Source organism: Micromonospora sp. NPDC005979 (genome assembly GCF_040614415.1).
Taxonomy (GTDB): domain Bacteria; phylum Actinomycetota; class Actinomycetes; order Mycobacteriales; family Micromonosporaceae; genus Micromonospora.
Genome location: NZ_JBEXUR010000005.1, coordinates 155,576 through 179,211 on the forward strand (window position 1 = coordinate 155,576; position 23,636 = coordinate 179,211).

A 23,636-nucleotide genomic window follows, 5' to 3' on the forward strand; every position below is an offset into this window, starting at 1 on the left:
AATCAACAGCCGCCGGGCGAGGCGGCTTCCCGAGCGGTGGTGGGTTCGCGGGCTCGCCGGGCGAGCAGCACGGCCGCGCCGGGCAGGCTGGCCACCAGCACGAGCGCGCCGTAGACGGTGGCGGTGGCGACACCCTCGGAGGCGCTGAGGCCGGCCGCGCCGAACACCCAGGCGGCCACCCCCTCGCGGGGGCCGAAGCCCGCGACGTTCAACGGCAGGCCCATGGCCAGCAGGGCGAGCAGGGTCAGGGGCAGCAACCTCGTCAGCGGCGCGTCGGATCCGGCGGTCCGGGCCGCCACCAGGAAGGTGGCCAGGTGACCGGCGACCATCACGGCGGAGGCGACCAGCACGCCGAGCCAGGTCCGCCGGCCCAGCAGTCCAGTCCGCACGTCGGCGACGGCGGTGCGCACGCCCCGCGCCCACCGGGACCGGCCGGTCCCGGGCAACAACCGAGCCAGGAGTACGACGGCCAGCCCGAGCGCCACGAGCAGCGCGGCGGTGGCCGGCAGGTACGGACGCACCGGGGATGGGAACGCCGCGAGCACGACCAGGGCGACGCCCACCAGAACCACCTGACCGGCGGTACGTTCCCAGACCACCGCGCGGATGCCCCGGCTGACGTCGCCGGCGTCGCGGCCGTGGCGCACCGCCCGGTGCACGTCCCCGAGCATCCCGCCGGGCAGCGTGGCGTTGAGGAACACGGCCCGGTAGCAGTGCGCCACCGCGGTCGCCAGCGGCAGCCGCACGCCCAGACCACCGGCGACGAGACTCCACCGCCACGCGGCGCAGACCGTGGTGAGCGCGCCGATGAGCAGGGCCGCCGCCAGCGCCGGGGCGTCGATCAGCCGTACGCCGGCGAGGAACGCGCCGCCGCCCACCTGCCACAGCAGGACGGCGAGCAGGCCCACCCCGCCGACCACTCGTGCCCAGGCCCACACCATCGACGCCGGTCCTCCCTGAAGATCGTCCACTCTCTTAGTGCACGTACCCAGGGCGTGGATGGTTCATCCACCGGCCAGCAGGTCCTGGTGCTCGACCACCACGCCCAGCCGGCCGGCCGCCGCCTCGGCCAGCCGACGCCGGGCGTACGCCTCGGCGGGGCCGGCCAGGTCGGGCCGCTGCTCGCAGGCTGCGCCCAGCCAGCCCCGGAACCACTCGGCGGCCAGGTCGGCCTGCTGGGGGCCGAGCCGCCATGGGCTGGGCCGCTCGGCCACGGGCACGCCCCGCCGGGCGAACGCGGCGGCGGTGACGGCGGCGGCGTCCGGGCCGAGCAACCGGCGGCCGTCGACGGTACGCCGCTGGTGCGCGTTGAACGCCTCCTCGACAACGGCGTCGAGCGGGTCCTCGGGGGTGAGCCGGACCCGTCCGGTCACCGAGACCGCGAACAGGGCGGGACGGCCGGCGTCCACACAGGCCGTGACCACCCGCTCGACCTCCTCGGCGGTCAACATGTCCAGCAGCGCGGACGCGGTGACCAGCGCACCGTCGGACAGGTCGGCGGCGCTGAGCCGGGTCAGGTCGCCGCAGCGGGTGTGGACGGTGACCGGCGCTCCGTCGGCGGCGGTCACCCCGGCCATGCCGTCGGCGGCCCGGGCCAGCAGGTCGGCGTCCCGGTCGTGCAGCACCCACCGTTGCGGTCCGCTCAGCCGGGCGGCGAGCCAGCGGCTCATCGAGCCGGTGCCGCTGCCCAGGTCGTGGATCACGATCGGGTCGTAGCCGGCCAGCCGGGGTCGGACGGCGTCCACCAGGTCGTCGGCGCGGGCCGCCGCGTCGGCCGGCTCCCGCAGACGCAGCCAGTCGGCGAACGGCAGGGTCTCCTCGACGGTCACCCCGTCACCTCCTCCAGCACGGTGGCCAGGCGCGCGGTCGTCACCGGCCAGTCGGTCAGGGTGTCGCGCCGGGCGAGCGCGGCGCGTCGCAGCCGGGACCGCAGCTCCTCGTCGCCCAGCCACCGGCCCAGCGCGCCGGCCAGGGCGGCCGGATCGTCCGGCGGGACCAGCAGCCCGGGCACGTCACCGTCGGGAGCGCGGCCGAGCGCCTCGGGCAGGCCACCCACGTCGGTGCCCAGCACCGGCACGCCCCGCGCGAGGGCCTCGGTGACGACCATCCCGTACGTCTCGCCCCGCGAGGGCAGGACCAGCAGGTCGGCGGCGGCGTACGCGGCGTCGAGCGCCGGGCCGGTCAGCGGGCCGGCCAGTCGGACCCGTTCCGCCAGGCCGGCGCCGGCGAGCCGGTCGCGCAGCTGGCACACCAGCTCGGGTTCCCGGGTCAGCGTGCCGGCACAGACCAGCGTCCACGGCGTCTCGGCCAGCACGCACAGGGCGTCGACCAGCAGGTCGTGACCCTTGTGACGGCTGACCGCGGCGACGCAGAGCAACCGGTCACCGGTTGCGCTGCCGGGATTCGTCACCGGCGCGGGCGTCACCCCGGGCGGCGCGACGTGGACGCGCTCGGCGGGCAACGCGTGGCGGGCCAGCAGCCGGCGGCGGGTCCACGCGCTGGTGGTGACGACGGCTTGGGCGGTGGCCAGCGCACGACCCTCGGCCTCGTCGTCGAGCGGCATGTGCACCAGCGGGACGAGGCGCAGCCGTGTCGCGTGCGGGGCGAGCAGGTCCGGCACCGTCGAGGCGATCAGGCCGTCGACGAGCACCACGGCATCGTCCGGGGTGGTGGCGAGCAGGCGGGCCAGCGCTGCCCGGTCGGCCGGGTCGGGGTGCGGCCACGCGCCGGGTACCGGATGCTCGTGCACCGTCCAGCCGCGCTCGGCGAGCCCGGCGCAGACCCTCCGGTCGTACGTGTTGCCACCGCTGGGCGTGCCCGGGTCGTCGATGTCCCCCGGCAGGACGACGTGCACCGTACGTCGGCGCGGAGCGTCGGGGGCGTGGGCCGGCGGCGGTCGGCCCGCGTCGGTCACAGCGACCGCTCGTAGCTGGCCCAGGCGACGTGTGACTCGTGCAGGGTGACGGTGATGCCGGCCAGCTCCCGGGCACCGGCCCCCAGGTCGCCGGCGTGCACCCGCTCGGCCAGTCGGTCCGCGACGGTACGGGCGAGCACCTCCGTGGTGGTGTTCACGCCGGCGAACGCGGGCTCGTCGTCGAGGTTGCGGTAGGACAGCTCCCCCACCACGGCCCGGAGCTGCTCGGTGGCGAGGCCGATGTCCACGACGATGCCGTCGGCGTCCAGGTCGGGCCGGCGGAACGTCGCGTCCACCACGAACGTCGCACCGTGCAGGCGCTGGGCCGGGCCGAACACCTCGCCCCGGAAACTGTGGGCGATCATCATGTGATCCCGAACGGTCACGCTGAACACGGTCACTCCCCGTCGTCGTAGGTGATGAGGTGGCAGAGCGCGGGCAGGTCGCCCGAACTCAGTCGGGCGAGTACGTCGGGCAGCTCCGTGAACCGGGACGCGCCGGTGATCAGCGCGTCGAACGCCGGGTCGTCGAGCAGGTCCAGGGCCAGCGCCAACCGGTCGGTGTAACTGCGGCGACCGCGCCGCGCGGGCGCGACCATGCCGACCTGGCTGCTGCGTACGGTGAGCCGTCCGGAGTGGAACGCCCCACCGAGGGACACCTGCACCTGGCGGTCGCCGTACCAGCTCAGCTCGATCACCGTGCCCTCGGGCGCGAGCAGGTCCAGCGCCTGTTGCAGGCCGGCGGACGTGGCGCTGGCGTGCACGACCAGGTCCCGGTCGCCGGTCGCGTCGACGGGTCGGGCGAACCGAACGCCGAGCGCCCCGGCCACCCCGGCCCGGCGGGCATCGGTGTCGACCAGCTCGACGTCCACACCGGGGAAACGTGCCAGCAGCGCCGCGACGCAGCAGCCCACCATGCCCGCGCCGATCACGCTGACCCGGTCGCCGACCAGGGGCGCGGCGTCCCACAGGGCGTTCACGGCGGTCTCCACGGTGCCGGCGAGCACGGCGCGGGCGGGCGGCACGTCGTCCGGCACCGGCACCACGGCGGTCGCCGGCACGACGTACGCGCTCTGGTGCGGGTGCAGGCAGAAGACCGTACGCCCGAGCAGTTCCGGCGGCCCCTGTTCGACCACGCCGACGCTGAGGTAGCCGTACTTGACCGGGCCCGGGAAGTCGCCCTCCTGGAACGGGGCGCGCATCGCCGCGTACTGGTCGGCGGGCACCCGACCGGCGAACACCAGCGTCTCGGTGCCCCGGCTGACCCCGGAGTAGCGCGCGCGGACCAGCACGTCGTCGGGGCCCGGCGTGGGCAGCGACACCGGCCGGATCTCCGCCGCGCCGGGCTCGCGCACCCAGCAGGCGTACGCCTCGCGGTTCACCCTCGTACACCTCACCTTTTGTCCCGGTCGAACCGAACGGCCCTGATTTCCGTGTTCTCTGTCGGGGTCGTCGATCATAAACACGGAGGTACGGTGCCCACAGTTCGAAGCGGTCCGGTGATCGGGCTCACCGCACAACTGGTCGTGCTGGCGACGCTGGCCGCCACCGTGGGTCTGGACGCGGCGGGTTGGCTGGCCGGCGTCGGCTACGCGGCGGTCACCTGCCTCGCGTTGAGCCGGGGCCTGCACCTGTCCGGCGCGTCCCGCCTCGGCCCCGCCGACCGGGTGACGTTGGCCCGGGGCGTCCTGGTCGGCGCGGTCACCGCGCTGGTCGTGGACTCGTTCGACCGCCCGACGCCGGTGGGGCTGCTGGTCGCGTTGAGCGCGGTGGCCCTGCTGCTGGACGCCGTGGACGGCCAGGTCGCCCGGCGCACCGGCACCGCCAGCGCCCTGGGGGCCCGCTTCGACATGGAGGTCGACGCGTTCCTCATCCTGGTCCTGAGCGTCTACGTCGCCCCGACGGCCGGAAGTTGGGTGCTGGCCATCGGCGCGATGCGGTACGCCTTCGTCGCGGCGAGCGCGGTCCTGCCCTGGCTGCGGGGCACGTTGCCGCCGCGCTTCTGGCGCAAGGTGGTGGCCGCCGCCCAGGGGGTGCTGTTGACGGTGGCCGCCGCTCGGGCGCTCCCGGAGCCGTGGACCACGCTGGTCCTGGTGGTGGCGTTGGCGCTGCTGGTCGAGTCGTTCGGCCGGGACGTGGCCTGGCTGTGGCGTCGCCGCCCGGCGTCCCGGCCGGCTCGCCCACTGCTGCCGGTGCCCAGGCCCGCGCTGGCAACGCGCTCCGGCGGTACGGTCCACTCCGACTGGAGGCCCCGATGACCCTTCCCACCCGGCGACGCCGGCTCGCCGACCGGCTGCGCGGGCGCTCCGCGTCGACCGGCGACGCTGCTGGTCGTACTCCCGTGGTGTCGCCCGCATCGGGCGGCCCGGCGCGGCGGGCGCTGCGGTGGGTCGGCACGGTGCTGGCGGTCCTGCTGGTGTACGCGGTCCTGGTCGGACCGGACCGCCTCGGTGAGCTGACCCCCGGCGCGTTCGTGCGGATCCCGCTAGAGGGTCTGCTGGTGGCCGCGCTGCTGCTGGCGCTGCCGGCGCGACCACGACGGATGGTGGTGGCCGTGCTCGGGCCGCTGCTCGGCCTGCTGGCCATCGTGAAACTCGCCGACCTGGGGTTCCGCACCGCCCTCGACCGGCCGTTCGACCTGGTGCTGGACTGGCTGTTGCTGGACGACGCGTTCGGCTTCGTCCGGGACTCGGCGGGGCGGGCCGGCGCGCTCGGCGCGGTGGTCGGCGTCGTGCTGCTGATCGGAGCGCTGCTGGTCGTGGTGACCGTGGCACTGCGGCGGCTGGCGTCGCTGCTGGTGGACCACGAGCGGACGGCGACGCGGGCGGTGGCCGCGCTGACGGTCCTCTGGGTGGTCTGCGCCGTCGCCGGGGCGCGGATCGTCCCGGGTGTGCCGGTGGCCGACGCCGGGACCACCGCGCTGGTGGGCGCGCACGCCGAGCAGGTGGACGCGCGGCTGCACGACCGGAGCCGGTTCACCGCCCAGATCGACGCCGACCCGTTCCAGGACGCCCCGGGCGAGCAGTTGCTGACCGGGCTGCGCGGCAAGGACGTCGTCCTCGCCTTCGTGGAGAGCTACGGGCGCGACGCCGTCGAGGACCCGGAGTTGGCGCCGCAGGTCAACGGGGTGCTGGACGCCGGGACCGCGAGCCTGCGCGCTGCCGGGTACGGCTCACGCAGCGGCTTTCTCACCTCCCCCACGTCCGGCGGCGGTAGTTGGTTGGCGCACGACACCCTGCTGTCGGGTCTGTGGACGGACAACGAGCAGCGGCACCGCAGTCTGCTGGCCAGCGACCGGCTCACCCTCAACGGCGCGTTCCGCCGGGCCGGCTGGCAGACCGTCGGGGTGCTGCCGGCGGCGACCCAGCCCTGGCCGGAGAAGGACTTCTTCTCGTACGACCGCTACTACGACACCGAGGCGCTCGGCTACCGGGGCCCGAAGTTCGCCTACGCGCCGATGCCCGACCAGTACACGCTGTCCTTCTTCCAGCAGCAGGTGCGCGCCGACGCGGACCGTCCGATCATGGCGGAGATCCCGCTGATCTCCAGCCACTCGCCGTGGACGGCGGTGCCCCGCATGATCGGCTGGGACACGGTGGGCGACGGCTCGGTCTACCACGGCGACGCCGGGGCGAAGGAGAGCGGTAAGGACGACCGGGACACCGGTCGGGTACGGGCCGGCTACCGGCAGGCGATCGCCTACTCGCTCCAGTCGCTGATCTCCTACGTGCAGACCTACGGCGACGACGACCTGGTGTTGGTCTTCCTCGGCGACCACCAGCCCGCACCGGTGGTAACCGGCGAGGGCGCGAGCCGGGACGTGCCGATCACGATCGTCGCCCGGGACCCGAAGGTCCTCGAACAGATCGCCGGGTGGGGCTGGCAGGACGGCCTGCGGCCGGGTCCACAGGCGCCGGTGTGGCCGATGGACTCCTTCCGCGACCGGTTCCTGACCGCCTTCGGACCATCGACGCCACCGCTGGCCGCACCCCGCTGAGCGATTCGGACAAAAGCCTACAATAGTCACATAAGCGTCGTTACGCTTCGCTCGCACATCGAGCAACGGGGGCGTGATGAGGATCTTTGCGTGGGGTAGCCGTGGATCGCGGACGACGGCGCTGCTGGCCGTCGGCGGAATGCTGGCGGTCGCCGGCCTGCTGCCGGCGTCCGCCGCGCCCACCCGGGTCAACCGGGTGCTCGCCGCGGTCGACGAGGCCATCGGCCCGGTGGACCCGGTCGCCGAGGCGCAGAGCTTCGGGGTGATGACCGAGGGCGACGCCAACGTAGTCAACGACGAGAACGAGGGCACCCTCGCCGTCGGCGGTGACCTCACCTTCGGCAACTACCAGCTCGCCGGGCAGACGGCCGGTTCGTTCGTCGTACCGGGCGACGCCCGCCCGAGCGCCCTCGTCGTCGGCGGACGCGTCAACTTCGCCGGTAGTGTCGGCGGCACCCGCCTTCAGGTGCTCTCCAACGGGTACGCGAAGGTCGGCAACCTGACCGGCACGGTCGTACGCGACACCGACAACAACGGCGCCCAGGTCAACACCCGGATCCTGCCGACCAACAACTACGACGCGTACCCTCGGGTCGAGCTGGTCACCCGGCAGCCCGTACCCAGCGTCGGGCCCACCTCGCCGATCAACTTCGGTGCCGCGTTCGCCGCCTTCCGCGACACCACCGCCGGCCTGGCCACCTGCGACAACACGGTGGTGCTCCGGACGCCGAACGGCGACGTGCTGCCCCGGCCGATCCCGCCGGGCAGCAACGCCGTGGTCACCCTCACCCCGGGTGTGACGAACGTGCTCAACCTGACCGCCACCGACCTGGCGAACATCGCCATCCTGACCTTCGCGAGCCAGCCCACCGCGTCCACCCCGCTGCTGGTCAACGTGGACACCACCGGCGTCGGCAACACGTTCAACTGGACCGCCCCGAACTTCGCCGGCATCGGCGGCGAGCAGGCGCGATACGTCCTGTTCAACTTCCCGACCGCGACCGCGCTCACCCTCACCCCGCAGGCGGCCACGGTGGAGGGCACCATCTACGCCCCCAACGCCAGCCTCACCGACCTGTCGGCCAGCAACACCGAGGGCAGCGTCATCACCCGCACGCTGGATCACCGCGGCGGCGAGATCCACTACTTTCCGTTCGGCACCACGCTCTCCTGCGAGGGCGCCACCCCGGCCGACATCGCGCTGATCAAGTCGTCGACGACGACGTTGATCACCACCGTGGGGCAGCAGGTGCCGTACTCGTTCCACGTGGTCAACACCGGTGGCGTGCCGCTGACCGGCATCTCGGTGACCGACACCCAGACGCCGCCGTCGTCGAACGACAACCTCGGCCCGATCACCTGCGCCGCCACCACGCTCGCGCCCGGTGCGCGCACCGCGTGCACCGCCACCTACACCGTCACCCAGGCCGACCTCGATAACGGCGGGGTGACCAACACGGCCACCGCCCGGGGCACCCCACCGGTCGGTCAGCCCGTCGTCTCCGACCCGAACAGCCTGACCATCCCGGCACAGGTGCTCACGGCCGCCGTCGGCGTCATCAAGTCGTCCACCACCGCGTCGATCACCGCGGTCGGGCAGCAGGTGCCGTACCGGTACCTGGTCACCAACACCGGCGGCCTGACGCTCACCGGCATCGCCGTCACCGACGTGCAGACCCCGCCGTCGTCGAACGCCAACCTCGGCCCGATCACCTGCCCACAGACCACCCTCGCGCCCGGACAGTCCACCACCTGCACCGCCACCTACACGGTCACCCAGGCCGACCTGGACAACGACGGGGTGCGCGACACCGCCACCGCGCGGGGTACGCCACCCACCGGCCCGCCGGTGACCTCGCCGCCGTCGACGCTGACCATCCCGGCGGCCGGGCTGACCCCGTCGATCGCGGTCACGAAGACCTCCACCGCCGCCTCGATCACGACGGTCGGCCAGCAGGTGCCGTACGCGTTCCACGTCGTCAATACCGGCGGACTCACGCTGACCAACGTGAACGTCACCGACGTCCAGGCACCGCCGTCCTCCAACGACAACCTCGGCCCGATCACCTGCGCCGCCACCACCCTGGCCCCGGGGGCACGGACCACGTGCACCGCCACCTACACGGTGACCCAGGCCGACCTCGACAACGACGGCGTCACCGACACCGCCACCGCGCACGGCACCCCGCCCGGGGGTACGCCGATCGATTCGCCGCCCTCGACCCTGACCATTCCGGAGACCGGCCTGGTCGCCGCGATCGCGGTCGTGAAGACCTCCACCACTGTCTCGATCGAGACGGTCGGGCAACAGGTGCCGTACGTGTTCCACGTGGTCAACACCGGCGGACTCACCCTGACCAACGTCACCGTCACCGACGTGCAGACACCGCCGTCCTCCAACGCCAACCTCGGCCCGATCACCTGCCCCCAGACCACCCTCGCCCCCGGGGCGCAGACCGACTGCACCGCGACCTACACGGTCACCCAGGCCGACCTGGACTTCGGCTCCGTCCGCGACACCGCGACCGCGCGGGGCACACCGCCCGGCGGCCGGCCGCCGGTACAGTCCCCGCCGTCGACGTTGACGATCCCTGGCGACGCGCCCGCCCCGGCCATCTCGCTGGTGAAGTCGTCCACCAGCGCGACCATCAGCGCCGTCGGCCAGCAGGTGCCCTACCACTTCCTGGTCGCCAACACGGGCGGCGTCACGCTCACCAACGTCAACGTGACCGACGTGCAGACACCGCCGTCGTCGAACGCGGACCTCGGCCCGATCACCTGCCCGCAGACCACCCTCGCACCCGGCGAGACCACCACCTGTACGGCCACCTACACGGTCACCCAGGCCGACCTGGACAACGACGAGGTCACCGACGTCGCGACCGCGCACGGCACCCCGACGGGCACCGAGCAGCCCGTCGACTCGGACCAGTCCGTGCTGACCATCCCGGCCGCCGATGTCACGCCGTCGATCGCGGTCATCAAGTCGTCGACCACGGTGGCGATCACCACGGTCGGCCAGCAGGTGCCCTATCAGTTCCTGGTGACCAACACCGGTAGCGTCACGCTCACCAACGTCAACGTGACCGACGTGCAGACACCGCCGTCGTCGAACGCGGACCTCGGCCCGATCACCTGCCCGCAGACCACCCTCGCACCCGGCGAGGCGACGGCCTGCACGGCCACCTACACCGTCACCCAGGCCGACCTGGACAACAACGCCGTCGCCGACACCGCCACCGCGCACGGCACGCCGCCCAACAGCGAGACGCCGGTGGACTCACCGCCCTCCACACTGACGATTCCCGAATCCGGGCTGGTGGCCGCGATCGCGGTGGTGAAGACGTCCGAGGTCACCACGATCGGCATGGTCGGTCAGCAGGTGCCGTACCGGTTCCAGGTGGTCAACACCGGCGCACTCACCCTGACCAACGTGAACGTCACCGACGTCCAGGCGCCGCCCTCGTCGAACGCGAACCTCGGCCCGATCACCTGCGCGTTGACCACCCTCGCGCCGGGTGAGACGACCACCTGCACGGCCACCTACACGGTCACCCAGGCCGACCTGGACAACGACGGGGTCACCGACACCGCCACCGCACACGGCACCCCACCCGGGGGCACGCCGGTGGACTCGCCGCCCTCGACGCTGACCATTCCCCAGGCGGGGGTCGTCCCCGGCATCGAAGTGATCAAGTCGTCGACCACGGTGGCGATCACCGCGCCGGGCCAGCAGGTGCCGTACACCTTCCTGGTGGTCAACACCGGCGGCCTCACCCTCACCGGCGTGACGGTGAACGACACCGTGCTGCCGCCGTCCCCGCGGGCCGAGCTCGGCCTGATCACCTGCGGTCCGCAGAACATCCCGAACGGCGAGGTGACCCTGGAGCCGGGCGCGTCGATCCAGTGCCGGGCGACCTACACGGTGACCGAGGAGGACTTCACCGGCTCGTCGCTGCGCAACGTCGCCACCGCCACGGGAACGCCGCCGTTCGGGCCGCCGCCGGTCTCGCCGCCGTCCCCGCTGGACATCCCGATCCCGCACCCGGCGATCGCCATCACCAAGTCGGCCACACCCACCGTGGTGTCGGCGGCCGGCGACGTGGTCACCTACCGGTACGTGGTGAGCAACACCGGCAACACTCCGCTCACCTCGGTGACCGTCGACGAGACGGAGTTCTCCGGAACCGGCACGCCCGGGACGATCACCTGCGGCACCCCGCCCGTCCCGAACGGTAGCGTCACCCTGCTCGGCGGGGCGAGCACCACCTGCACCTCGACCTACACCGTCACAGCGGCGGACATCGAGGCCGGCCGGATCACCAACACGGCCGTGGCGGCCGGCACGCCGCCGACCATCCCGGGCCAGGAGCCGCCCGCCCCGGTACGCTCCGGACCCGTCACCGCCGAGGTCACCGCCACCCGGGGCGCGGCCATCACGGTGGTGAAGTCCAGCACCACCGAGAAGATCTACCGGCCCGGTCAGCAGGTGCCGTTCCAGTTCGTCGTCACCAACACCGGGCAGGTGACGCTGACCGACGTCACGATCACCGACACCCTCACGGCGCCGGCGGCACCGGCCAACCTCGGTCCGATCACCTGCGGGCCTGACCGGACCCCCAACGGCGCGGTCACCCTGGCCGCGGGCGCGGCGGTGACCTGCACGGCGACGTACGCGGTCAGCAAGGCCGACATCCACCACGGGTCGGTACGTAACACCGCGACGGCGACGGGCACCCCGCCGGACGGTCCCGCGCCGGTCGCGCCCGAGTCCACTATCACCATTCCGGTGAAGGGCAAGCTGCCGGTGACCGGTACGTCGTTCTCGATCGGCGGATGGATGACCGCCGGGGTGCTGGCGGTACTGCTCGGTGCCGCGTTGCTGCTGGTCGTCCGGCAGCGCCGACTCCGCGCCTAGCGCGGACGTCGCGGGGGTCGGACCGGAGGGGAACCGGTCCGGCCCTCGCGGCACATCACCCCACGGTTGTGCGGGTCGCGGGCGCGCCGGACATCCGCCACGCGCCCGTCGCGACGTCGTAGACAGCCCTGCGATCGACCTGCGCCGGGACGGACCGACCAAGCCGCCACCGCTCAGAGGTGGCGTGCAGATCGACGGTCACGGCGTCCTGCGTCGCGGCGGCGATCTCGCCGACCCAGTGCCGGCTCTCCTCGATCAGGCCCATGACTGTCTCGACCTCCGGCGCCGTCACCTCCACCACCGAGGCGTCGACCAGCGCCGAGCCGACCAGCAGTGCCAGGAGACGACCCAGGAGCACCGCGGGGAGAGCCCGGTCGGTCGTCTCGACGAAGACATAGCAGTTGTCATGGCCGGAGAAGAACAGGCGCGAGCCGGGAAGATCAGGCAGAACCGGCTTGTCGAACCTGGCGCTTCCAACGGCGATGATCGCCTCGTCGAGGCGCTCGGCCGTCGGCGTACCCGGAAGGTCCAGCAGTGTCAGTTCGTAGGGTGACCAACCGGTCAGGAAACGAGGTATCTGCTCGCGGTCGATCAGTAGGGCCTCTTCGCTGAGGCCGACGACACCGGACGCCAGCACCGACACATCGTGTGCCTCGAAGCTGACGCCCTGCTCCGCAGCGATCCGTGACGGCAGCCACTGCTGGTACTCCTCGTCCAGAAAGCTGACCGTCTCCAGGCCAACGACCATGATCGTGTCGTTGGCGGGAGGCATGAGCACGTCGGCCAGTTCCACGGCCTGCGCGGCGGTCGCATCTACCAGCCAGGAGCCGTCGATCTCGCGGACGCTGAAACTCAACGGGAAGGGCGTTCCGCTCACTCCCACGCTGTTCACGGAGAACGCCCCATCAGGTCCGACCCGGACCGTCGCGGTGCCACCGTGCGTGCGGTCCCCGGCGATCGGGTAGCCGACCGCGGCGATGTCCGTCCGCCCGGCGCCGTCATATTCGGTCACCGGGTGACCCTAGACGAGTAAGTCCTGACTCAGAACAGGGCTGGGGCTGCGGCGAAGGGCGCTGGTCGTCCGCTGTGGCTGCTCGCCGTGCCGATCTGCTGGTGAGCGGTATACCTCAGAGGTATGAATATGACTCTGAGGTATGCCGCCGACGACCGTATCCGCTTTCCGGCCCACCCCGCCAGATCAGAGCGCTAAACCGTCGGCCTGGACCAGCCGCACTCTGAGCAGAGCCTGAGCCACGGCCAGGGGCAGCAGTTCCGCGTCAGAGAGCACCAGCCAGCCGGCCAGGTCGCCCGGCTACTCCCGCTCGGTGGCAGCGGGGCGGGCGCGTACGTGCAGCCGCTCGCCCTGCGGCCCGAAGAGGCTGAGCGCCTCGGCGGTGCCCGGACCGGGGTTCATGATCAGGTGCGGGATGCGGGTGTCGAACTCGGCCACCTCCCCGTGCGTCAGGATCAGGTCGCGGTCACCGAGCACCAGGCGCAGTCGACCCGAGAGGACGTACAGCCACTCGTACCCCTCGTGGACCTGCGGGGTTCGTCCCCCGGCGGCCGGATCCGGCGGGAAGATCTGCTTGAACGCCTGAAGGCCGCCCGGGCGGCGGGTCAGCGGCAGGTGCGTCACGCCGTGGATCACGATCGGCTTGGGGCGTACGCGGGGGTCGCCGGTGGCCGGGGCGTCCACCAGCTCGTCCAGGGCGACCTGGTAGGCGCGGGCCAACGGAAGCAGTAGCTCCAGGGTGGGTTTGCGGCTGCCGGACTCCAGCCGGGACAGGGTGCTCACCGAGATGCCGGTCAGGTCGGCGAGCTGGGTCAGCGTGGTGCCGCGCTGGTGGCGCAGAGCCCGCAACCGGGGGCCGACGGCGGCCAGCGCGGCGTTGTCGTCGTTTGCCATAACGGCAACGATACTTGCCATCTCGGCGACGGCGACGGATGGTGGGCTCAGCCGACGAAGAGGGAGACATTCCGGTGGACGAGACGTACGACGTGGTGGTGGTGGGCGGTGGCGCGGCCGGGCTCAGCGGCGCTCTGGCGCTGAGCCGTGCACGACGGTCGGTGCTGGTGATCGACTCGGGCGAGCCGCGTAACGCGCCCGCCGACCACGTGCACAACTACCTGGGCCGGGAGGGGACGCCGCCGGCCGAGCTGATCGCCGCCGGACGCGACGAGGTGGCCGGGTACGGCGGGCAGTTCCGCGACGGCCGGGTCCGTACCGTGACTCGGGAGGACGACGGCTTCCGGCTCGCCCTCGACGACGGCGACGCGGTGCGGGCCCGCCGGCTCCTGGTGGCGACCGGGCTCACCGACGAGCTGCCCGACGTGCCCGGGGTGGCGCAGCGGTGGGGTCGCGACGTGCTGCACTGCCCGTACTGCCACGGCTGGGAGGTCCGGGACCGGCGGATCGGCATCCTGGCGACCGGGCCGATGGCCGTGCACCAGGCCGAGATGTGGCGGCAGTGGTCCTCCGACGTGCTGCTCCTGCTGCACGACGCGCCGACACCGGACGAGGAGACGGCCGAACGGCTCGCCGCCCGGAGCATCCCGGTGGTACCCGGCCCGATCGCCGCGCTCGAGGTGACCGGGGACGCGATCAGCGGTGTCCGGCTCGCCGACGGCCGCGTCGTGGCGCTCGACGTCGTCGTGGTCGCCACCCGCACGTCGCCCCGCGCCGACCTGCTCGTGGGGCTGGGTCTCGCCCCGGAGGAGGTGACGATGGGCGGGCACGTCGTGGGCACCCAGATCCCCGCCGACGCCACCGGCGCGACGACTGTGCCGGGCGTCTGGGTCGCCGGCAACGTGGCCGACCTGCGTGGTCAGGTCATCACGTCCGCCGCCGCCGGGCTGATGGCCGGTGCGGCGATCAACGCCGACCTCATCGCCGAGGAGACCCGGGACGCGGTGACCGCGTACCGGCAGTTGGTCGCCACGACCTTCGAGGAGCCGGCGTGGGAGGAGCGGTACCTGTCGAAGCCGGCGGTCTGGAGTGGCCGCCCGAACCCGCAGCTGGTCGCCGAGACCGCCGATCTCAGCCCCGGGCGGGCGCTGGACGTGGGCAGCGGTGAGGGCGCCGACGCGGTGTGGCTGGCCCAGCGGGGCTGGCAGGTGACCGCGGTGGACATCTCGACCACCGCCCTGGGTCGGGCGGCCGAGCACGCCGACGCCGCCGGGGTCGGTCACCGGATCGAGTTCACGCACGCCGACCTGCGCGACAAGCCGCCCGCCGAGCAGGCCTACGACCTGGTGACGGCGCACTACATGCACCTGCCCCCGACGCAGCGGCGGGAGTTGTTCGCCCACCTCGCCGCCGCGGTGGCCCCGGGTGGCGTGCTGCTGATCGTGGGCCACCACCCGATGGACCTGTGGACGTCGAGCCACCGGATGCACATGCCGGACATGATGTACACCGCCGAGGACGTCGCCGCCGACCTGAACCCGACCCACTGGGACGTCCAAACCACCGCGACCCGCCCCCGCCCCGGCCCCCACGACGCAATCCACCACGACGCGGTCCTGCTGGCCCGCCGCCGCTGACCCCACACCGTCGATCATGGATTCGTGGTGGTTGACAAGAGCCGCCAATCAGGGCCTTCCGGGCACCACGACTCCGTGATCGGCGAATGAGGGGTGCGTGCCTTCGCACAGGGGTGGGCTCGGCGGTAGCGTTGCGCCACACTCACGGCCCGCAGGGCGGTTGACCTTGCGCCCGACCGTACGGAGGATGGTGCATGTCCATCGGCGCTGAGCCGCTCGCAACACGCGACGATGCGGCCTCGCGGCCGAGCTTCGAGCTCGCCCTGCGCGGCTACGACAAACGCCAGGTGGACCGGCACCTGGAGCAGCTCGACGGGCAGATCGCCATGCTCAGCGGCGAGCACGGGCGGTCGGCGGTACGGGTGCGCGAGCTGACCGCCGAGGTGCAGCGGCTGCGGGCCGAGCTGGCCGAGATGCACGAGCAGCCGGTCCAGGTGGACCGCGCCTCGTTCCAGGACCTGGGCCCGATGGTGGGCGAAATACTGACCCTCGCCGAGAAGCAGGCCGCCCTGATCACCGAGTCGGCCGCCGACCGCGCCAACGAACTGCGCACCGAGGCGGAGCGGATCCTCGCCGACACCCGGGAGCGGGCCGCGCAGGCACGACAGGACCTCTCCGAGGAGGTGGCCGCGCGGCGCAGCGAGCAGGAGCAGGCGTACGAGGAGCGTCGCGCCGTGGTCGAGGCCGAGTTGACGGCGATCCGGGAACGCGCCGAGCAGTTGCGCGCCGACGGTGAGGCCGCGCACGAACGCGCCCAGCACGAGGCGAAGCGCATCACCGAGCAGAGCGCGCAGCAGCTCAACCAGACCCGGGTGGCTGCCGACGCGCTGATGAAGTCGGCGCGTACGCAGATCCAGCAGGAGGTCCAGGCCGCCCGCGCCAAGAACCAGCAGGAGATGGCGCAGTGGCAGGCCGGCGTGGAGCGCGAGGTCGCCGAGCGGCGCAGCGCCGCCGAGCAGGAGATCGCCGAGTTGCAGGCGGCCTCGCAGGAGGAGCTGGCCGAGCAGCGCAGCTCCACCGAGCAGCAGATCGCCGCGCTGCTCGCCGAGGCGCAGCAGCACGTGACCGAGCTGCGGAACCGGGCCGACGAGCAGGCCGCCAGCCACCAGGAGCAGTTGACCGCGCTCCAGCAGGAGATCGAGGAGCGGCGGGAGGAGTCGGCCCAACTGCACGCCGAGTTGGAGACCGCCCAGCAGCAGCTCGCCGAGGTCCGCCAGGAGGGTGAGACCCTGGAGAACGAGCTGTCCCGGATGCAGCAACGGCTGAGCGAGGTGCGCCGGGACCTGACCGCCGAGGCGACCCGGCTCGACGAGGCCCGGCGGGCCGGCGACTCCGCCGAGCGGCACGCCAAGGAGGTGCGCGCCCGGGTGCAGCGGGAGGCGAAGCGGGTGGCCGACCTGGCCGCCGCCGCCGTGATGGCCGCCGCTGCCGGTGGTACGGAGACGGCCGAGTATCCGATGGTCGGTCCACGGTCGGCACCGTCCCGCGCCAGTGTGGAGCTGCTCTCCGTCGACCAGCCCGCGAGTGACCGCACCGACGTCGCCGAGCGTGCCGGCGGCGACGGGAACGACGCCGAGCAGTCCCGCGACGAGCGGGTCGACGCGGACCGGCTCGGTGACGACGAGGTCGGTCCGCACGAGGCGGCCGCTCACGACGGGACCCGAGCCGACGAGACCCCCGCCGATGCGGAGCACACCGATGGTGGCCGGACCGATGACGAGCACCCGGAGGGCACGCCCGTGCGGTACCCGGTAGCGCTTGCCGACCGGTCGGCCACCTCGGGGACGCCCGCACCGCAACCCGAGCCGATCTTCACCCGCCCCGACCCGACGCCCGTACCCTTCCTGGCCTTCGGGCAGCCGGTCAACGACAACGGCACCTCCCGGCACTGACCGGTGGACCGGGCCCGGGGCGCGTACGCTCTCCGGGCCCGGCACGATCCGCGGTCGGCGGTCTTCACCGAACCCACGCACCGGCTGCACCGCACGCCCACGAGTCGATGGTGGGATGGGCGGATGAGCCAGCTCACGAGTGCGGATCGGATCGCGTACCTGGACACGGCCGCGGCCACCCCGGTCGGGCGCGACTACAAGAGGCGTGCCGTCGACGCTCTCGACCTGCGGCCGGGGCACACCGTGGTGGACGTCGGCTGTGGGCCGGGCACCGACCTGGGGCGGTTGGCCGACGTGGTCCGGGCCGACGGCCTGGTGGTCGGCGTCGACCGTGACCCGGGGATGCTCGCGGAGGCGGGTCGGCGACTGGCCGACCGGCCGCGGGTCGACCTGCGCGTGGGCGACGTCCACGCGCTTCCGTTGGACGACACCAGCATGGACCGGGCCCGGATCGACCGCGTCCTGATGCACGTGGAGGATCCGGCGTCGGCGTTGGCGGAGGTTCGCCGGGTGCTGCGCCCCACCGGTGTGCTCGTGGTGACCGAGCCGGACTGGGACACGCTGGCCGTCGCCGACGAGGACGTGGCCACGAGCCGCCGCTTCGCCCGGTCCGTGGCGGGGCAGGTGCGGAATCCGACCATCGGTCGGGAGCTGGTCCGGTTGTCGGCGCGGGTTGGTCTGCGGGTGCGATCGGTCGAGGCGATCCCCGTCGTCTTCGAGGACTTCGGCACGGCCGATCGGATCCTGGGGCTGCGGCGCAACTCCGCCCGCGCGGTGGCGGCCGGCGAGCTGACCGACACGCAGGTCCGGCCGTGGCTACGCCGTCTCACCGCCGGTCCGCTGCTGGCGAGCTTCACCCTCTACCTGGTCACGGCCGAGGCCTGAGGAGCAACGGGCAGCCCTGTTGGCACGCCGGCTTTCGCCGGGAACGGCCCCGGACGTCCCGTCGGAGCTGGCAGGCTGGGCTGGCCGACACGCACCGACGACCGCCGGCCCGGGTGGCGACGAGCGCCTCGTGGCCGCGAAGGAGCGCCCGTGACCGACCAACCGGAGGACTTCGACCTGCTCGTCGTGGGCGGCGGCAAGGCCGGGAAGACGCTGAGCATGGACCTGGCCCGCTCCGGACGCCGGGTGGCGATGGTGGAGCGCGGCATGATCGGCGGGAGCTGCATCAACGTCGCGTGCATCCCCACCAAGGCGCTGGTGACGAGCGCGCGGGCGGCCCACCAGCTACGGCACGCCGCCGCGCTCGGCCTCGCCGTCGAGGGTGGCCGGGTCGACGTCGACCTGCTGCGGGCGCACAAGCAGGACGTCGTCGAGCAGATGGTCGCCGCCAACCGGCAGCAGTTCCTCGACTCGGGTCTGCACCTGGTGATCGGTGCGGCCCGGTTCGTCGCCGCGCGGACCGTTCGGGTGCAGCTTGCCGACGGGGGTGAACGACTGCTGCGGGGCGCCGACGTGGTCATCAACACGGGCACCCGCCCGCATCTGCCGTCCGTGCCCGGGATGGCCGAGGCCGGAGTGCTGACCAGCAACGACCTTCTCCGGCTGGATCGGCTGCCGGCACGGCTGGTGGTGCTCGGCGGCGGGACCGTCGGGGTCGAGTTCGCGCAGATGTTCGCCTCGTTCGGCAGCGCGGTGACGGTGATCGAGGGCGGCCCGCAACTACTCGGCCGCGAGGACCCCGATGTCGCCGACGCGCTGATGCGGGTCTTCCTCGCCGACGGCATCGACGTCCGCGTCGGCGTGGCCGTCGCCCGGGTGGACCGGGACACCGACGGGACGCTCCGGGTCGCCCTCGACGACGGCAGCGTGGTGACCGGTGACGAGGTCCTGGTGGCGGCCGGACGGGCGCCGGTCAGCGACGGGCTCGGGCTGGACGCGGCCGGTGTCCGGCTCGACGAGCGTGGCTTCGTGCTGGTCGACGAGTACCTACGCACCAGCGCCGAGCGGACCTGGGCGGCCGGGGACGTCGCGGGCAGTCCGCAGTTCACGCACGTGTCGCTCGACGACTACCGGGTCATCCGGGCGAACCTGGCCGGCGAGCGGCGCAGTACGGCCGGGCGGCTCGTCCCGTACACCGTCTTCACCACTCCGGAGCTGGCGCGGGTCGGTCTGAGCGAGAGCGAAGCGCGCCGCGCCGGGTACGACGTCGAGGTGGCCCACCTGCCGGTCGCCGCGATCCCCCGCGCCCGCACCCTGCGCGAGACCCGGGGCATGTGGAAGGCGGTGCTCGACACCCGCACCGACCTGATCCTGGGCGCGGCGCTGCTCGGCCCGGAGTCGGGTGAGGTGATCACCTCGGTGCAGTTGGCCATGCTCGCGCGGATGCCGTGGACCGCGCTGCGGGACGCGATCATCACGCATCCGACCATGGCCGAGGGCCTCAACCTGCTCTTCGCCTCGTTGCAGAGCCGACCGGTGCGCTGAGGCCCCGGTCAGCCGGCGATCTCGGCGCGTACCCGTCGCTGGAAGGCGCGGGCCTCGGCGCCGGTGGGCGGTGGACCGCCGTGCCGGGCGGCGATCGCCCGACGGATCATCTCGGCGGACCCGTCGGTGTCGACGAGCCGCCGGCCGGCGTCCACCTTGGACAGCCACACGCCGTCGCGGTGCCGCACGAGCGAGCGGCAGGCGCCGAGCACGGCGTCCTCGGTGCCGGGCGCGGGTCGGTCGTCCGGCGGCGTCGGCAGGGCCAGCCACCAGCTCAACGCGTCGACCAACAGGCGACGCAGGTCGGCCGGGGCGAGGTCGGCGAAGACCTCGGCCGCCGGCGGACCGAGCAACGCCAGTCCGCTCTGGCGCAGGATGCTGCGGTCCAGCCCGTACCAGAACCGGCCGTCGGCGCTCGGGCGGTCGGCCGGGTCGAGGGTGCGGCGGAACGGCATGGCGCGCCCGGTATTCAGCTCGACCTCGAAGCCGGGTTCGGGGCTGCCGGCCGCCGCCACGGCCCGCCGGTAGACGACCAGTTCCAGCCCGCGCGCCGGACAGGGCAGAGCCTCGTGTCGCAGTCGCGCCACCAGCGTCCGCTTGACGGTGCCGGTGAGCGGGCCGGCACAGACCAGCGCGACGTCCACGTCGCTGCGGCCCGCCTGGTACGCGCCGAGCCCCACCGAACCGGCCGCGTACGCGCCCACGAGGTCGTCGCCGAGCACCTCGCGGGCGGTGGCCACGAGATCGTCGAGGTAGCGCGTCAGAGCGGAGTCCACGCGCCCATCCTCGTCTGCGGGCGCGGACGCGCCCAGGCCGGGTGGTCAAGGTCCTCGGTCGAGCCGAGGCGGAGTCCAGGCGGCAGACCGGCGGCGGACGGCGCGGACGGTCGCCGTCCGGGCCCTCGGCCGGCCGGCCAGGGGCTTTGACACTCGGCCTAACCGGCGTAGAGCAGCAGCAGGCCGGCGACGGTGTAGGCGACCATCAGCGCGAGCAGCGGAAGCTGACCGGCGACCGCCCGGGCCCGGGGGAACAGGTACAGGGCGCGGTCGTGGGCGAGCAGCGTGCCGAGCAGGTGCCCGACGACGATGACGGTGATCTGGAGGTTGGCCACCCCGGACGGGGTCACCAGCGCGGTGTGCGGTTCCCACCCGGCGGTGCCGAAGACGTCCGCGCCGGTGTGGCGGGGGTCGGACAGCAGGGCGAGGGTGCGTTGACCCTCCAGGATCAGCAGCGAGTAGTAGTGCGCCACCACGTAACCCACCGCGATGGGCACGATCGAGTGCGCGATCTCGCCCGGCACGCGCCGCGCCCCGACCGCGCCGGCGTCCGTGTGCTCGGTGCGGCCGACGCGGGCCGCGACGCCCGTGGCGGCGAGGTACGCCACGGCGACCGCCCCGATCACCAGGACCAGTCCCGCGCTGCCGGTGACCACCGGGGGCAGCCCGTTCTCCTGCGCGAAGCGCAGCCAGACCGGCGCGTTGGAGAGACTGTCGAACATCGTCGAGCCGAGCAGCACGACGACCACGGCGACCAGCCCGGGGCGGGGCCGCAGCCCGGCGATCCCGTCGAGCGGGTTGCGCCACACCAGCACACCGTCGGCGGCCCGGCCGATCGGGGCGAGCTGGCCGACGAGCGCGCTGTAGACCTCGAACGGGTCGGCCCGGTCGAACCAGGCCGCGCCGAACACCACGGCGCCGGCCAGCATCACCACGGCGTACCCGGCCAGCCACGCGGTGATGACCGGCAGCGTGGCCCGGTCCGGCGCGACCAGTTCGAGCCAGACGAACCCGAAGAGGGTGAGCGCGGCGGGCCAGAGGCCCAGACCGGCCGGCAGTTCACGGACGCCGCGCGCCGGGTCGCGACGGGCCGCCAGCGCGCCGAGCAGATGCACGGTACGCAGTGGGTTGACCGCCCTCCACACCGGGCCGAACAGCAGCGAGACGGGCACCAGGCCGACCCAGAGGAGCACGTAGAGCACTCCGGCCGTCGGGTTCTCCGGGGTGTCCGGCCCGGCGAGCAGGCCCACGCAGAACCAGCCGGCGGCGAGCAGGCCCAGTGCGCGCAGCGCCCACCGGAACGCGGGGGCGTCGACGAGGCGGGCCAGCCGGTCCGGCACCGGCCGACCACCTGAGGCGTCCCGGTCCAGGCGTGGCTCACGCCAGAGCACGCCCAGCGCGACGAACGTGACGACGAGAGTCAGGGCGGCGGCCACGACGAGCTCGGGCAGCGTGATCGGGAGGTCCTGACGGCCGCCGACGCCGTGCGCCAGCAGCGTGGGTGCGGCGGACATCAGAGATCAGCGGACGACGAGCTGGAACAGCACCAGCTCGGTCTCGTGCGTCTCCACCTCGAACAACCCGGTCTTGTCGGCCCGGAACTCCACCGAGCCCGGTGTGCCGGCGGGCAGGCGGGCGCCCAGGTCGTAGCCGTGCACGTGCAGTTCGTCGGCCACGTCCGAGGTGACCGTGATCCGGACCGACTGACCCTTGGTCACGGTCACCCGGCCGGTCGGCGGGGTGACCTTTCGCTTGGCGATGGTCACGGTGATCTCCCGGTCCACCGCCGCCGTGCTGGGCGAGGTGGCAGGGGCGGGGCCGCCCGTCGGGCTCGGCGCGGCGGAGGTCGTCGGCACGGCGGCGGAGGTCGGGGCCGCCGAGGGGGCGGCCACGGACGGGTCGTCGTCCTGCCCGCAGCCCGTGGCGAGCACGGCGGTGAGCAGACCGGTGATCAGCAGGGCGGCGGAGCGGGCGGTGGGGCGGGCGGTGGGGCGCGAACCGGGGACGGGCACGGGTGTACTCCGAACGACGCGAGGGGACGGGGTGTCGAGGTGATCGTCGGAGGGTGAACTCTACGTCTTGTTCGGCGGCGGCGAAATGACCATGATGAACGAATGCGATCGAGGCTGGTCACTGTCGGTAATGTCGTACGTCGCGCCCTGGCGGTGCTGGCCGTGCTCGTGGTCGCGTCGCTGGCGCTGCCCGCCGCCCCGGCGTCCGCGCACGGCCAGTTGGCGACCTCCACTCCGCTGACCGGCACCGTGGTGCGCCAGCCCCTCGAGAGGGTCGGGCTGTACTTCACGGAGAAGCCGGCCGCCAACGCGCACTTCACCCTCACCGGCCCGAACGGGTCACGGGTGGACAGCGGCTGGTCGTACGGCGAGCCGAAGCGGTTGGACAAGCCGGTCCAGGAGTACTTCATGGTCAACGGCACCTTCGAGCCGCGGCTGTACCACACCGGCTTTCCCGCGATGGTGACCGTCGCGCACTGGCCGGCGAAGGGCCGCTACACCGCCAGTTACCTCACGGTCGCGTCCGACGGTGAGGCCGTGAAGGGCACCGTCACCTTCGACTACCAAGGGCCGAGCACGGCGGCTCCGGCCGGTTGGACGGCGCCGACGAACGGCCCCGATCCCGCCCTGCTGGCCCAGGCCGAGGGCACCGGATCGGCGTCCGCCGTGCCGGCCGCGACACTCGACCCGGCCGTCACCGGCGCCGCCGCGCCGCCGTCTTCGTCGAAGGAACGCGGGCTCCCGTCCTGGGTGATCCCCGTCGTCATCGTCGCCGTCGTGGGCACGCTCATCGTCGTGGCGGCCCGTCGTCGCCCCGCGTCCCGGCCGACCGGTAAAGCGGCCCGCCCGCGCGGCGGCGCTTCACGTGCACAAGGCGGCGGCGTCCCGCGTCAGCGAAGCGGCACGAACCGCCGGCCGGCTCGTCGCGGCCGCCGCTGAGGCCCGGTTAGCCGGTCACATCCCCGGACATTCCGGGATCAGTGCCGCGAGCTTTCGCACAGACATCGAGAACTTTTGATGTATCGATGCAAAGGCATGGACACCTCAATCGAAACCCCTTAATGTCTCGACCCATCAACCCGGTGTTTCCGGATCGTCACTCGTCGGCGTCGAGGACGTTACGGACCGGGGCCGGCGGCCACCGCCTCACCATCG

17 protein-coding genes and 2 pseudogenes are annotated in these 23,636 nt (G+C 73.1%); 9 read left to right on the forward strand and 10 right to left on the reverse strand.

The genetic code is table 11. From position 1 onward, the window contains the following. Positions 1-2 precede the first annotated feature (2 nt). The 5 genes from ABZ272_RS11135 to ABZ272_RS11155 form a co-directional block, all read right to left on the reverse strand. Entirely contained in the window at positions 3-941 is a 939-nt protein-coding gene (locus ABZ272_RS11135) for a lysylphosphatidylglycerol synthase domain-containing protein (protein ID WP_355049910.1), read from the reverse strand. Between the two features lie 63 nt (positions 942-1,004). Continuing rightward, complete coding sequence (locus tag ABZ272_RS11140; RefSeq protein ID WP_355049757.1) at positions 1,005-1,829, reverse strand: class I SAM-dependent methyltransferase; 825 nt, start codon at positions 1,827-1,829, stop codon at positions 1,005-1,007. Continuing rightward, positions 1,826-2,914 (reverse strand): glycosyltransferase family 4 protein, encoded by a 1,089-nt coding sequence (locus ABZ272_RS11145; protein WP_355049758.1) that lies wholly within the window; start codon positions 2,912-2,914, stop codon positions 1,826-1,828. Before ABZ272_RS11145 ends, ABZ272_RS11140 begins: the two co-directional genes overlap by 4 nt. After that, positions 2,911-3,309, reverse strand: coding sequence for a 6-carboxytetrahydropterin synthase (locus ABZ272_RS11150; RefSeq protein ID WP_355049759.1), 399 nt, complete (start codon positions 3,307-3,309; stop codon positions 2,911-2,913). Before ABZ272_RS11150 ends, ABZ272_RS11145 begins: the two co-directional genes overlap by 4 nt. Positions 3,310-3,311: 2 nt before the next feature. Then, on the reverse strand, positions 3,312-4,295 hold the full coding sequence (locus tag ABZ272_RS11155) for a zinc-binding alcohol dehydrogenase (protein ID WP_355049760.1): 984 nt from the start codon (positions 4,293-4,295) through the stop codon (positions 3,312-3,314). Positions 4,296-4,388: 93 nt separating this feature from the next. Between ABZ272_RS11155 and ABZ272_RS11160 the strand changes: the two are divergent. From ABZ272_RS11160 to ABZ272_RS11175, 4 genes and pseudogenes are all read left to right on the forward strand, one after another. Then, positions 4,389-5,087: pseudogene (locus ABZ272_RS11160) on the forward strand (CDP-alcohol phosphatidyltransferase family protein); the annotation flags it as partial. A gap of 80 nt (positions 5,088-5,167) precedes the next feature. Next, positions 5,168-6,910 carry a sulfatase-like hydrolase/transferase gene (locus tag ABZ272_RS11165; RefSeq protein WP_355049761.1) on the forward strand — a complete coding sequence of 581 codons (1,743 nt, stop codon included), beginning with the start codon at positions 5,168-5,170 and terminating at the stop codon, positions 6,908-6,910. Between the two features lie 220 nt (positions 6,911-7,130). Further along, positions 7,131-8,270 (forward strand): annotated as a pseudogene (locus ABZ272_RS11170) (choice-of-anchor A family protein); the annotation flags it as partial. A 1,017-nt stretch (positions 8,271-9,287) separates the two neighbouring features. Further along, positions 9,288-11,828 (forward strand): hypothetical protein, encoded by a 2,541-nt coding sequence (locus tag ABZ272_RS11175; RefSeq protein WP_355049911.1) that lies wholly within the window; start codon positions 9,288-9,290, stop codon positions 11,826-11,828. A gap of 55 nt (positions 11,829-11,883) precedes the next feature. Here ABZ272_RS11175 and ABZ272_RS11180 read toward each other — a convergent pair whose 3' ends face one another. Beyond that, complete coding sequence (locus ABZ272_RS11180) at positions 11,884-12,705, reverse strand: hypothetical protein (protein WP_355049762.1); 822 nt, start codon at positions 12,703-12,705, stop codon at positions 11,884-11,886. A gap of 435 nt (positions 12,706-13,140) precedes the next feature. Further along, positions 13,141-13,734 (reverse strand): XRE family transcriptional regulator, encoded by a 594-nt coding sequence (locus ABZ272_RS11185; RefSeq protein WP_355049763.1) that lies wholly within the window; start codon positions 13,732-13,734, stop codon positions 13,141-13,143. Between the two features lie 74 nt (positions 13,735-13,808). Here ABZ272_RS11185 and ABZ272_RS11190 point away from each other — a divergent pair, with 74 nt between their 5' ends. From ABZ272_RS11190 to ABZ272_RS11205, 4 genes are all read left to right on the forward strand, one after another. Then, the gene (locus ABZ272_RS11190; RefSeq protein WP_355049764.1) at positions 13,809-15,371 is read left to right on the forward strand and encodes a bifunctional NAD(P)/FAD-dependent oxidoreductase/class I SAM-dependent methyltransferase; all 1,563 of its coding nucleotides are present in this window, start codon (positions 13,809-13,811) and stop codon (positions 15,369-15,371) included. Positions 15,372-15,565: 194 nt separating this feature from the next. Beyond that, positions 15,566-17,263, forward strand: a complete 1,698-nt coding sequence (locus ABZ272_RS11195; protein WP_355049765.1) for a hypothetical protein — start codon at positions 15,566-15,568, stop codon at positions 17,261-17,263. A 123-nt stretch (positions 17,264-17,386) separates the two neighbouring features. Next, a complete protein-coding gene (locus tag ABZ272_RS11200) occupies positions 17,387-18,148 on the forward strand; it encodes a methyltransferase domain-containing protein (protein WP_355049766.1) in 762 nt (253 codons plus the stop codon). Positions 18,149-18,298: 150 nt separating this feature from the next. Then, complete coding sequence (locus tag ABZ272_RS11205; RefSeq protein WP_355049767.1) at positions 18,299-19,693, forward strand: FAD-dependent oxidoreductase; 1,395 nt, start codon at positions 18,299-18,301, stop codon at positions 19,691-19,693. Positions 19,694-19,701: 8 nt separating this feature from the next. Here the strand turns inward: ABZ272_RS11205 and ABZ272_RS11210 are convergent, their stop codons facing one another. The 3 genes from ABZ272_RS11210 to ABZ272_RS11220 all read right to left on the reverse strand — a co-directional run bounded on the left by ABZ272_RS11210 (position 19,702) and on the right by ABZ272_RS11220 (position 22,481). Continuing rightward, positions 19,702-20,469: a nucleotidyltransferase domain-containing protein gene (locus ABZ272_RS11210; protein WP_355049768.1), complete on the reverse strand. Its 768-nt coding sequence runs from the start codon at positions 20,467-20,469 to the stop codon at positions 19,702-19,704. A 158-nt stretch (positions 20,470-20,627) separates the two neighbouring features. Next, complete coding sequence (locus ABZ272_RS11215; protein ID WP_355049769.1) at positions 20,628-21,983, reverse strand: hypothetical protein; 1,356 nt, start codon at positions 21,981-21,983, stop codon at positions 20,628-20,630. 6 nt (positions 21,984-21,989) lie between these two features. Beyond that, a complete protein-coding gene (locus ABZ272_RS11220) occupies positions 21,990-22,481 on the reverse strand; it encodes a hypothetical protein (protein WP_355049770.1) in 492 nt (163 codons plus the stop codon). A gap of 102 nt (positions 22,482-22,583) precedes the next feature. Here ABZ272_RS11220 and ABZ272_RS11225 point away from each other — a divergent pair, with 102 nt between their 5' ends. Further along, positions 22,584-23,420 carry a copper resistance protein CopC gene (locus ABZ272_RS11225; protein WP_355049771.1) on the forward strand — a complete coding sequence of 279 codons (837 nt, stop codon included), beginning with the start codon at positions 22,584-22,586 and terminating at the stop codon, positions 23,418-23,420. The last annotated feature ends 216 nt before the right edge of the window (positions 23,421-23,636 follow it).